This is a genomic window from Zobellia sp. 1_MG-2023, assembly GCF_030549125.1.
GTDB lineage: Bacteria > Bacteroidota > Bacteroidia > Flavobacteriales > Flavobacteriaceae > Zobellia > Zobellia russellii.
In genome coordinates this window covers 133418-145561 of record NZ_JAUOSY010000007.1, presented here as the reverse complement: position 1 = coordinate 145561, position 12144 = coordinate 133418, and the positions used below count along the sequence as shown (strand labels likewise).

Below are 12144 nucleotides of genomic sequence, written 5' to 3'. Positions count from 1 at the left end.
AAAACAAAGTGAGGTTAAGTTTATTGTAATATCATTAATTGGCTGTGTCGCAATTTGCGGCATAGAATTCCAGTTGAGATTTTTGTTCTTCGCTTATAAAATCTTTACAAGTGTCCAGAATTTTTGCTACATCAGACTTTATATCATCACAATCTCTATTCTCGTCGTCCCATTTTTCATCAATGTCTTCAATTAAACGGGCGCAATCAAGTGCTTTTTGTGTGTCGCTAAGGTCGTCTACAACATCTTTTACGGAGCAATTAATAAAAGTAGACAAGGCTAAAAGAAAAGCTGAAAAATAGATTATGGATTTTTTCATGGTTTTTAGAGGTTTGTGGGTGAGGATGTTATTGTTCGTTATATTCAAAATAGTAATCGGTAAACTTGCCATCGGTTACGGTAATGGATGTGCCGTCTTCAGTTTTTCCCGCAAAATTGAATTCACCAGAAAATTTTTGATTTTCGAAATCAATTGCAGTAATTTTTAGATAAATATTATCTACTTCTTCAAGGTTAGGGTCATCGTCTTCGTTCTCATTGTCATCTGTCACTTCACTTTCGTAATAATTTGCAATCACTCCTTCGTGGAGAAAATCTACTAGGGGGGAATCCCAGGTTTTGCCTGCTTTGAGAGTGGAAAAGTCTTCTCCTACGGCCCATAAAATAATTGTTTTAGCATTTACCAGCCCTAAGCTTATGTCGTAACCTGAGATGTATACCGTAAATAGCTCATCGTTCTTTGTAATGCTTGCATAAATGGTATTGAATTGTTTTAAATATTCAGATGATTGAAATTCATTGCTGTTAGCAATAGCAATCATAGAACCAGTATATAAGGCTTCTTCTTCTTCTTCTTCTTCTTCTTCTTCTTCTTCTTCTTCTTTCTGTTCTTCTTGTTCTTCCTCTTGTTTCTGTTCTTCTTGTTCTTTGTCTATTTCTTCAAATTCATCTGAAAGGTCTTCGGCTAATTCGTTTATGGGATGATTGTCACATCCAACAGCAAAGCAAAGGGAGAGTGCGATGAAGATAATTAAAAATTTGTGCTGGTAGTGGTTCTTCATCATGGGAGTTGGATGTTTGGTTTGGTACGATGAAAGTAAGAAGAAGCGGCCTACCGTACCATAGGCATTTATTAACTGTGATGATCGTTGAGGTATGTGTTGGTTTTTTTGATATAATCGTAATTTCTGTATTTTTATATGTACAAACCTCAAAAAGAACAATTTATCACAATATTTATTCTGCCTGTGTGGTGCTCACTTCTGCTAAACTGTTAAATTTGGAGAACCATATACCAACTGCGCCAATGCATTTTTTTAGAATAACCAGCCTTGTTCTATTCCTTCTGTTATCAGTGTATACAGTAGAAGCGCAGCGGTCCAAAATTGATAGTTTAACTCTCCTTTTACGTAAAACCACGAATCAGGATTCAGTTAGGTTAAAAACTTTGAACGAGCTAGCGTATACCTACTATTCCGTTGACCCCCAATCTGGGGTAGATACATCTCAAGAGGCTATAGATTTGGGGCTTCAATTGCGAAATTATGAAGGCACGGCTACTGCATATGCCTACAGGGGGCATAACTATAGCGCATTGGGTATGGACTCGCTGGCTTTGGAATCGTATGACTTGGCTATGAAAATACGAGAGGAGAACAATGACCTAAAGGGTGTTGCCAGGTTAATTTATAATAAGGGTTTGGTGTATTTTAATGAATCGGACTATGCCAAGGCTAACGATAACAACCGTAAGGCGTACGAGGTTTTTGAGCAAGCCAAGGATAGCTTTTTAATGGCTAAAATGTTAAATAGCATCGGCATTAATTATATGTACCTCTCTAAATATCCTGAGGCCATCAAAAGCTACTTGGATGCTAAGCGTATTTATGAGGATTTGGGGCTTACTGAGAATCGTCAATATGCATCTATTCTTAGCAATATAGGACTGTTATATGCTAGATTGGAAAAGTTTAAAGAGTCGGAAAAATACCAAAAGCAAGCCCTTTTGTTTTTTGAGAAGAGTGATTTTCAGGAAGGTGTGGCGAATGCGCTAACCAATCTTGGGCGGGTTTATAATGACACCGGAAACTCGGAAAAGGCCATTGAGAGTTATAGGAAGGCTTATGATATCATGGAAAGTAATACCAATGAAAGAGGTATGGCCAGTGCGTTGACCAATATGGGAATCGCATATACTGAAATGGGAAAATACGCTAAGGCAGTGCCCTATTTTAAACAGACACAGGAAATATACGAGAAGTTAAAGAATACCAATAACCTGGCAATAGTACATCGTTCTTTGGGCGACTGTTATTTTTTAGGAGCGGATAAAAAAATGGTGCTTGCCGAAGAAAATTACAAGACTTCGTATAGATATGCTAAAGAAGCAGGTAGTATAAACTTACAGTTCAATGCTCTTGAACAGCTGGCAAGTTTGCAAAGTGCAACAGGAAATTATAAACAGGCATTTAAGAATAAAACCGATGCCGTAGTGTTGCGAGATAGTTTTGCTTCCGTAGAGAAAAAAGAAGAAATAGCACTTCTTGAGGCAGATTACGAGTACGAAAAAGAAAAATCTGCCCTTTTGGCTACACATGAAAAGGAACAAGCTGTATCTAATGCAGAAATGGAACGTCAAAAACTAATGATAACGGGTTTGTCCCTCGGGGCACTTTTGATTGTTATTTTTTCGGTTATTGCCTTTCAACTGTATAAAAAAAGAGAACGGGTCTTGTCCGAAAAGAAAATTTCCGAATTCAAGACCAAGGTAGCGGAAACCGAACTAAAGGCACTTCGCTCACAAATGAATCCCCATTTTATTTTTAATGCCATGAACTCCATTAGTGATTATATGGCCAAGAACGATTTGCAGACCGCCAATACATTTTTGGTGAAGTTTTCTAAACTCATTAGGGCCATTTTGGAGAGTTCCGAGAAAAAATGGATTCCGCTGGAAGAAGACCTTGAACTTACGGAGCTCTATATGCAAATTGAAGGATTACGTTTAAAGGACAAATTCGTGTATTCCTTTAAGGTGGGCGAAGATGTAGATGTTGAGAATACCATGGTGCCACCACTAATCTTGCAGCCTTTTATAGAAAATAGTATCTGGCATGGGCTATCAAAAAAAGAGGCTATGGGGCATATAGATATTTCGGTGAAAACCGAGGGGCAGTTTTTAGTCTGTAAGGTAGATGATGATGGGGTAGGGCGAAAAATGAATGGTGCAGCAAAAAAAGGAAAGACTTCAATGGGACTTAAAATAACCAAGAACAGGCTTGATATTATAAACCAGTTGAAAAAAGAAAAAGGAAGCATCCAAATGTTCGATAAGGAAGAAGGGCTTCGCGTGGAGTTAAAACTGCCTTTGGAACTTCAATTTTAAAGAATTTATGTTGAAAGCGATTATAGTTGATGATGAAAAGCATTGTCAGGATAGGTTACTTTTATTGCTGAAAACCTACGGTACGGTAGAAGTACAGGAAGTGGCCTCCTCATATGAGGAAGGTCTGGACGCCATAAAAAGATATAGCCCACAAGTAGTTTTTTTGGATATACAGTTACACAATAAAACCGGGTTTGAATTGCTACAGGCGGTGCCGAGCATTAATTTTGAGGTTATTTTTACAACGGGTTATGATAATTACGCTCTAGAGGCTTTTAAGTTTTCGGCATTGGACTATCTCTTAAAACCAATTGCGGAAGATGACTTGCATATAGCCTTGGAAAAGCTAAAAAAGAAAATTTCGCTCCAAGAGATATCTCAGAAAATGGAAGTCTTGTTCCAAAATCTTGAGGGGCAAAAGACCAGTGATTTTCAGAAAATAGCGGTACCTACCGTAGATGGCCTTTCTATGATTGCCATAAAAGATATTGTTCGCTGCCAATCGGATATTAACTATACGCATCTGTATTTAAAGGATGATAAGAAACTTACCGTAGCCAAAACATTAAAGTATTTTGAGGCATTGTTGGATAAGCATCATTTTTACAGGACACATCAATCGCATTTGATTAATTTAACTTGTGTGGATAAGTATGTAAAGGGTAAAGGTGGCTACGCACTTATGAACGATGGTTCGCATATAGAAGTGGCGGTGCGGAGAAAAGAAGATTTTTTAAAGAAATTAATGGGCTAAAAAAAACCTCCCCGAAGGGAGGCTGGTAATTTTATACATCACAAATGGTAACGCCTTCTTTTAAGGCTGCAATTTGATCGTCCCATGTGGGTATGAATTCTTGGGCCACGTAGCCTTTAAAACCTGTAGCAAGAATTGCTTTCATGATTGCAGGGTAAAAAAGCTCTTGAGTATCGTTTATTTCGTTTCTTCCTGGATTTCCTCCGGTGTGGTAGTGTCCAAAATATTGATGGTAATCTTGAATATTTCTAATAATGTCACCTTCCATAATTTGCATGTGGTAGATGTCATATAATAGTTTAAAATGCTCTGAACCTATAGCTTTGCAAAGTTCTATGCCCCAAGCACTGGTATCGCACATGTAATCCGGGTGGTTTACTTTAGAGTTCAAAAGCTCCATTTGAAGGACTACGCCATGTTTCTCTGCAATAGGCATTATTTTTTTTAGTCCTTCAGCGCAGTTTTTAAGTCCTTCTGCATCATCCATTCCGTTTCTGTTACCGCTAAAGCAAATAAGGTTGGTATAGCCTGCTTCAGCTACTTTTGGAATGTGTTGTGAGTAATCTGCAATAAGTTCTTCGTGCAAAGAAAGGTCGTTCCAACCTTTTTCAATGCCAAAACCGGCGCCCCAGCACATAGAAGCATGAATTCCGTATTTTTCCATTAAAGGCCAATCTTCAGGACCAGTAAGGTCCATTGCCTTAATGCCAAGTTCGTTTAAGCTTTTTAGGAAATCTTCCATAGGAATATCCTTGTAGCACCAACGGCAAACGCTATGGTGAATATTTTCTTTTAACTTTACACTTTCAGCAGTTGGAGATGCCATGGCATTTGTAGTTTTGCAGGCCACCAATCCAACCGATGCGGCTGCAGATGTACCAATAAATTTTCTTCGTTTCATAATTTTGGCTATTAGGCGAAAATAAAGATAAAATTTTTAGATTTAAAAATGAATATAGCTCCGGATAAAGAAAAGTTAATAGAATTGGCACACTATAGAATGCCATTTGGGAAATTTAAAGGTAGGTATCTGGTGCAACTTCCGGAACCCTATTTGGTTTGGTATCAACAAAAGGGGTTTCCTGACGGAAAATTAGGAATACTACTTAAATCTATGTTGGAAATTAAGATAAATGGATTAGAGCCGTTAATTCATAAGATTCAAAAAGATTTTCCTAGGTAATACCTATGATTTCACTAGGGGATTTATATCTTTGTGCCCCGTAACAAAGAACACCAATATGTCGCAGACAAAGTATATTTTCGTTACGGGAGGTGTTACTTCTTCTCTAGGGAAAGGTATTATAGCCGCATCGCTCGCCAAATTGCTACAGGCACGTGGCTATAAGACAACGATACAAAAATTAGACCCGTATATCAACGTAGATCCGGGTACGCTAAATCCGTATGAACATGGCGAATGCTATGTGACCGATGATGGAGCGGAGACCGATCTGGATTTAGGGCATTACGAGCGTTTTTTGAACGTTCGTACCTCACAGGCCAATAACGTAACTACAGGTCGTATCTACCAAAGTGTAATTGAGAAAGAACGCCGAGGAGAGTTTTTAGGGAAAACCGTTCAGGTTGTACCTCATATCACTAATGAAATAAAGCGGCGTGTTCAGTTATTGGGCAATAGTGGTGAGTATGACATTGTAATTACAGAAATAGGAGGAACGGTTGGTGATATTGAGTCCTTACCTTATATAGAGTCTGTAAGACAATTATTGTGGGAGCTTGGTGATAATAATGGTATTGTTATTCATTTAACGCTTGTGCCATATCTTTCTGCAGCAGGTGAACTGAAAACAAAACCAACGCAACATTCCGTTAAGACTTTAATGGAAAGTGGTATTAAGGCCGATGTACTTGTTTGTCGTACGGAACACGAAATTTCTGATGAGATAAAAGAAAAATTAGCGCTTTTCTGTAATGTGAGGCGTGAAGCGGTTATACAATCTATTGATGCTTCTACTATTTATGACGTTCCTTTGTTGATGCAAGAAGAAGGTCTGGATACTGTAGTGCTAAAGAAATTAGCGCTGGCAGATACAGTAGAACCTGATTTAACACAATGGAAAGAATTTTTAGAGAAACATAAGAATCCTAAAAATGAGGTGAATATTGGCCTTATTGGTAAATATGTAGAACTTCAAGATTCATATAAATCTATTTTGGAATCTTTTATCCATGCGGGCGCGGTTAATGAAGTCCGTGTAAATGTGAAATCCATTCACTCTGAGCATTTACCAGGAAAAAGTCTTGACAAAAAATTAAAGGACTTAGACGGTATTCTTGTAGCGCCAGGTTTTGGAGAGCGTGGTATAGAAGGTAAAATTAGAGCCGTTCAGTATGCACGAGAGAACAACATTCCGTTTTTAGGTATTTGTTTGGGCATGCAAATGTCGGTTATTGAATATTCCCGTAATGTTTTGGAGCTTGAAGATGCCAATTCAACCGAAATGGATGAGAAAACACCTTATCCGGTAATTAACTTAATGGAAGAACAGAAAACCATCACCAATAAAGGGGGTACCATGAGATTGGGTGCATGGGACTGTGAGCTGTTGGATGGTAGTCTGGTAAAAGAAATTTATAAAGGAGCCGATAATATATCGGAAAGACATCGACACCGTTACGAGTTCAATAGTGATTTTAAAGAGCAACTGGAAGCAAGTGGACTTAAAGCTACAGGTATAAACAAAGAAACAGGTCTTGTAGAGATTGTGGAAATACCTGAGCATCCTTGGTTTATTGGAGTTCAATACCACCCGGAATACAAAAGTACGGTCGCTAGCCCGCATCCGTTGTTCGTAGGGTTTGTAAAAGCGGCATTAAAACATAAAAAACAATAAACTAATGCCATTCTGGCATAATTTGAGCAATTGGGCATATATTTGCTAATTGACTGAACCAAACCCCTGTACATGATCGCTTTCTAAAATTGAAAGCGGTCTTTTAACAATTATTTAGATGGAAGAAAAGAAAGTAGATATAAATTCCATAATCGGTTTTGTGCTGATTTTCGGGATATTGATATTTATGTTTTATCAGAATCAGCCCACTCCCGAAGAGTTAGAGGCAGAAAAAGCACAACAGGAACAAGTTGTTAAAGAGGAGGGCAGTGAGGCTTTACCATCTGAAAATTTAGCACAGTCTCCCGCAATAAACCTTCAGGATTCTACGGCTGTAGCTAATTATCAAGGTAAAATAGGTGCCTTTGGGTATACGCAGCCAACCGATAAAATTACCAAGTTAGAGAATGATTTGGTTTCTTTGGAAATAAGCAACAAAGGTGGGCAGATTGTAGAGGCGCGTATGAAACAATACCATACGTACGATTCTATTCCTGTATATTTAATACACGAGGGTAATGCTTCGTTTGGTCTGAATTTTACAACCTCGGACAACCGTGTGCTGAACACCCAAGACCTTTATTTTGAGCCATCCTTAACAGAGAGCAACGGTAACAAAGTGCTTTCTATGAAAGCCAAAGCGGGCCCTAATAACTTTTTAGAGTACCGTTATGAGATGAAAGAGGGAGATTACCTTGTAGATTTTACCATACGTTCTCAAGGACTTAACGGTATTATAGACAGTAGCAGACCTATAGATTTAGAATGGAACTTAAAGGGTATTCGTCATAATAAAAGCGTAGAGTACGAGAATAGATACACGGAACTTACGTACAATCATGATGATGGTAAAATAAGCTACTTATCACTTACCAACGATGATGAGGAAACGGAAGAAGATGTAAAATGGCTATCATATAGACAACATTTCTTTAGTTCTATTCTGGCCGGTAAGACCAATTTTAAGAATGCCGTACTTACTTCTAAAAACTTGGTGGAAGAAGAAAGTAAGGAAACGAAGTTTACTAAACTGTTCGGTGCAAAAGTGCCTTTAGAACTAACAGGAGGTGAGCTAGCACAGAATATGCATTGGTACTATGGGCCAACAGATGTAAAAGTGTTGAGTCAATACAAAGAATTAGGGTTGGATGATTCCATACCATTTGGATGGGGAATTTTTGGTTGGTTAAATAGATATTTGTTTACACCATTCTATTCTTTCTTAAGTTCTTTCTTACCGTTTGGTGTGGCCATTGTTGTGATGACCATTTTGGTAAGATTGGCAATGTCTCCCGTAACGTATAAATCCTATTTATCCCAAGCTAAAATGAAGGTGCTAAAACCTGAATTAGCGGAATTAGGAGAGAAGTACAAGGATAATGCCATGAAGAAGCAGCAAGAAACAATGAAGCTGTACGGAAAAGCTGGTGTTAGCCCTATGAGCGGATGTATACCGGCGCTATTACAAATGCCTATTTTCTATGCGTTGTTTATGTTTTTCCCCACATCCTTCGCTTTGCGCCAGAAATCATTTTTATGGGCAGATGATTTATCATCCTATGATGTTGTTGCCAATCTACCTTTTGATATTCCATTTTATGGGGATCACGTTAGTTTGTTTCCAATATTGGCTTCTATTGCCATATTCTTTTATATGACCATGACAACCGGTCAGAATATGCCGCAGCAGCCAGGTATGCCTAACATGAAGTTTATCATGTACTTAATGCCGCTTATGATGTTGTTTTTCTTCAATAACTACGCGAGTGGATTGAGTTTGTACTATTTTGTATCTAACATGATTACTATTGGTATTATGTTGGTTATTAAAAACTTCATTCTTGATGATGAGAAAATTCATGCCCAGATTCAAGAGAACAAGAAAAAGCCTAAGAAAGAGAACAAGTTCCAAAGAAGAATGCGTGAGATGATGGAGCAGGCCGAAGAGCAAAAGAAAACTGGCAAGAGGTAGTTCTAAAATTTACTTACCCTTTTTATTATAATAAAAAAACCCTGACGTTAAGTCGGGGTTTTTAGCATAAAGTTAGGTTGGTTTGATAAGATTTGGGACTGTAAAGATGCAGCTTAATCAAGCTTTTAAAAAAAGAGAGTTGTAAAGAGCCCTTTTTTGTATGCTAACACAGGCAGCGGTGTTGTTTGTAATTTCGGCACTTGAATTAATTGTTGTTTAACTCAGCATCGTCTTCAAAAAATATACGGGTCATATGCCATTTTAACGCTCTATTCAATCTTACATATCTTATATTAAATCAGTACTTTGTGAAAAATGTCAATAAAAAAAGGTCGCTAACTTAGCGACCTTTTTCAATAGTTGTAATAGTTTAGATTAGTCTTCCGATGCGCTAGGAATAAGCACCATATCTACTGCGTGAATGACACCATTTATGGCCTGAACATCTGCTTTTACTATGGCAATTCCCATATTTCCGGCTCCATCGGTAATTTCAAAAGAGTCTCCAGATGCGGAAAAAGTTAAAGCATCACCTTGTAATGTTGCAGGAGAAACCAAACCGTCCGATAAATCGGAGGAAACAATGTTTGCTTCAGCAATTACATGATGCGTGAGTACAGCGGTTAAATCTTCACCTTCAGGAACTGTGGTAAGAGCAGCAAAAGCGTTGTTCACCGGTGCAAAAACCGTAAATGGATTATTCTCGGTAGTAGAGCTTAGGATAGAGACAAAATCAGGTTGTCCTTCAGAAGTAAGTGCACCCACTAAAGATGAAAAGTTTTCACTGTCGGCAGTGGCAAACGTTACAACAGTGGGTAAATCTATAACGGTATCTACGGCATGTATAATTCCGTTTGTAGTAACTACATCAGCTATAATCACCTTGCTGGAACCATTTAAGGTTACGCCATCATCTGTATTGACATAGATACTTAAATTATCACCATCTTCATTGGTAGCGGCAGTATTCGCATAGCTATTGCTCAAATCACCTGCGGCTAAAGTTGCTCCGGCTATCACGTGGTTAGATAGAATAGAGTTTAATTCGTTTCCGTTAGGATTTTCAAATGCGGTAAAAGCATCATTGGTAGGAGCAAAAACAGTAAATTTTTGATCGGTACCACTTAATAAATCCGTAAATACGGTGTTTCCATCAGCGGTCAATGCACCTACCAATTCCGTAAAAGCACTATTGTACGTAGCGTGATTTACAACATTTGGTAAACCTATGACCTTGTCCACAACATGAATGGTTCCATTGGAAGCTTCAATATCTGCTGTAGCTACAGAAGAACCGTTAATAGTTACCCCATCCATAGTATTCACGTATAGACTTAGGTTTTTTCCATCTACACCGGCTGTAGAAGATGAACTATAATAAGCAGTTTCTAAATCTGCCGCTTTAACGTTACCTGCAACCACATGGTTTAAAAGTACTTGCTTTAAGGTTTCTTCAGGAATATCATCCAAAGATGAAAAATTGTTATCTGCTAAAAAGGCTTGAAAAGCCGAATCCGTAGGAGCAAATACGGTAAAAGGACCGTTACCTTTAAGGGTAGTTACTAAATCGGCTTCGTCAAGGGCTTCTACCAAAATAGACAAATTGGAATCGGAAATGGCGACATCTACAATTGTAGTTTCAGGCATTTCTTGTGGAATTTCGGGAGCGTTGTCATCATCACTACACGAAACAAATAAGATAGATGCTAGGGCAAGGGGTAAAAGACCCTTAAAGTTGTTGAGAATCATAATAAAAATGTTAATGGTTTATATTAAAGCGAATAGAATTAAAGATGGACTCAAAATCTAATCTGCTTTCTACGTTAAATCTGCGGCAATCTATGACAAAAATATTATTTTGTTTAACTCTTTTAATAAAAAGTTGAACACTTTTAAATTTAATGAAATGCTAAAATTGAATTAGAAAAGGTGGTATCCGTGTTTATTGATTAAATTTGTAGCCTTATTTATATTCATGAAAAAAGTAGTTGTAGGCCTCTCAGGAGGTGTGGATTCAAGCGTAACCGCATACCTTTTAAAAGAACAAGGGTATGAGGTAATAGGCTTGTTTATGAAGAATTGGCATGATGACTCGGTAACTATTTCGGAAGAATGTCCATGGTTAGAAGATAGTAACGATGCTTTGATCGTTGCTGAAAAACTGGGCATACCTTTCCAAACGGTAGATTTAAGTGTACAATACAAAGAACGTATTGTAGATTATATGTTTGCGGAATATGAAAAAGGACGTACACCTAATCCAGACGTGCTCTGTAATCGAGAAATTAAGTTTGATGTCTTTATGGATATCGCCTTGGGATTGGGAGCAGACTACGTAGCTACGGGCCATTATTGTAGAAAAGGAACTATTACAAATGATGATGGGTCCGAAACATATCAGCTTTTGGCAGGTGTAGACGGCAACAAAGATCAGTCCTATTTTCTATGTCAGCTTTCGCAAGAACAATTATCTAAAACCTTATTTCCGATAGGGCATTTGAATAAACCTGAAGTAAGACAAATTGCCGCAGATAATAATTTGATTACTGCCGATAAGAAAGACTCCCAGGGTCTTTGCTTTATAGGAAAAGTGCGTTTGCCAGAGTTTCTTCAGCAAAAACTGAAACCTAAAAAAGGGGTTATTGTAGAGGTGCCTTCGGATGTTATCCAGTATCAAAAAGAATTGCCTCAGTTCAAGAATAAATATGCAGAGCTGTCTTTTTTCTCTGAGAAACCGGTTTATCAGGTTCAAGACGGAAAAATTGTGGGCGAGCATCAAGGGGCGCATTACTTTACCAAAGGGCAAAGAAAAGGCCTTGATGTTGGGGGAACTAAGGAGCCTTTGTTTGTAATTGAGACAGATGTAAACGAAAACGTAATATACACAGGACAGGGCAAATCGCATCCTGGCCTATATAGAAGAACACTTTTTGTAACAGATGATGAACTCCATTGGGTACGAACGGATTTAGCGCTCAAGGAAGACGAAACTATGGAGGTAATGGCGCGCATTAGATATCGTCAACCTTTACAAAAGGCTGTTTTGTATAAAATTGATGGTGGTCTATACGTAGATTTTGAAGAAAAGCAGTCTGCTATTACCGAAGGACAGTTTGTTGCTTGGTACTTAGATGACGAGCTTATTGGCTCGGGCGTAATTTCATAGACAGGCTTT

Annotated in this window: 10 protein-coding genes; 6 read left to right on the top strand and 4 right to left on the bottom strand. The window is 38.1% G+C overall.

The features are described 5' to 3' along the window. Window positions 1–34 precede the first annotated feature (34 nt). Window positions 35–319: a hypothetical protein gene (locus tag Q4597_RS15080; protein ID WP_215440964.1), complete on the bottom strand. Its 285-nt coding sequence runs from the start codon at window positions 317–319 to the stop codon at window positions 35–37. 28 nt (window positions 320–347) lie between these two features. Then, window positions 348–1064 (bottom strand): hypothetical protein, encoded by a 717-nt coding sequence (locus tag Q4597_RS15075; protein ID WP_303406890.1) that lies wholly within the window; start codon window positions 1062–1064, stop codon window positions 348–350. Window positions 1065–1279: 215 nt separating this feature from the next. On the opposite strand from Q4597_RS15075, the gene Q4597_RS15070 reads away from it, so the two are divergent. Both Q4597_RS15070 and Q4597_RS15065 read left to right on the top strand, forming a co-directional pair. Then, on the top strand, window positions 1280–3385 hold the full coding sequence (locus Q4597_RS15070) for a tetratricopeptide repeat protein (RefSeq protein WP_303406889.1): 2106 nt from the start codon (window positions 1280–1282) through the stop codon (window positions 3383–3385). A gap of 7 nt (window positions 3386–3392) precedes the next feature. Continuing rightward, the gene (locus Q4597_RS15065; protein ID WP_303406888.1) at window positions 3393–4139 is read left to right on the top strand and encodes a LytTR family DNA-binding domain-containing protein; all 747 of its coding nucleotides are present in this window, start codon (window positions 3393–3395) and stop codon (window positions 4137–4139) included. A 31-nt stretch (window positions 4140–4170) separates the two neighbouring features. Here the strand turns inward: Q4597_RS15065 and Q4597_RS15060 are convergent, their stop codons facing one another. Further along, complete coding sequence (locus Q4597_RS15060) at window positions 4171–5040, bottom strand: hydroxypyruvate isomerase family protein (RefSeq protein ID WP_303406887.1); 870 nt, start codon at window positions 5038–5040, stop codon at window positions 4171–4173. Between the two features lie 48 nt (window positions 5041–5088). Between Q4597_RS15060 and Q4597_RS15055 the strand changes: the two genes are divergently transcribed. The 3 genes from Q4597_RS15055 (at window position 5089) to yidC (ending at window position 8969) form a co-directional block, all read left to right on the top strand. Continuing rightward, a complete protein-coding gene (locus Q4597_RS15055) occupies window positions 5089–5322 on the top strand; it encodes a DUF3820 family protein (RefSeq protein ID WP_215440954.1) in 234 nt (77 codons plus the stop codon). A gap of 58 nt (window positions 5323–5380) precedes the next feature. Next, entirely contained in the window at window positions 5381–6997 is a 1617-nt protein-coding gene (locus Q4597_RS15050) for a CTP synthase (RefSeq protein WP_303406885.1), read from the top strand. Between the two features lie 118 nt (window positions 6998–7115). Further along, window positions 7116–8969 carry a membrane protein insertase YidC gene (gene yidC / locus Q4597_RS15045; RefSeq protein ID WP_303406883.1) on the top strand — a complete coding sequence of 618 codons (1854 nt, stop codon included), beginning with the start codon at window positions 7116–7118 and terminating at the stop codon, window positions 8967–8969. 375 nt (window positions 8970–9344) lie between these two features. On the opposite strand, the gene Q4597_RS15040 is transcribed toward yidC, so the two are convergent. Then, complete coding sequence (locus Q4597_RS15040; RefSeq protein ID WP_303406881.1) at window positions 9345–10718, bottom strand: fasciclin domain-containing protein; 1374 nt, start codon at window positions 10716–10718, stop codon at window positions 9345–9347. Window positions 10719–10944: 226 nt separating this feature from the next. Between Q4597_RS15040 and mnmA the strand changes: the two genes are divergently transcribed. Continuing rightward, window positions 10945–12135, top strand: a complete 1191-nt coding sequence (gene mnmA / locus Q4597_RS15035; RefSeq protein WP_215440946.1) for a tRNA 2-thiouridine(34) synthase MnmA — start codon at window positions 10945–10947, stop codon at window positions 12133–12135. Window positions 12136–12144 lie beyond the last annotated feature (9 nt).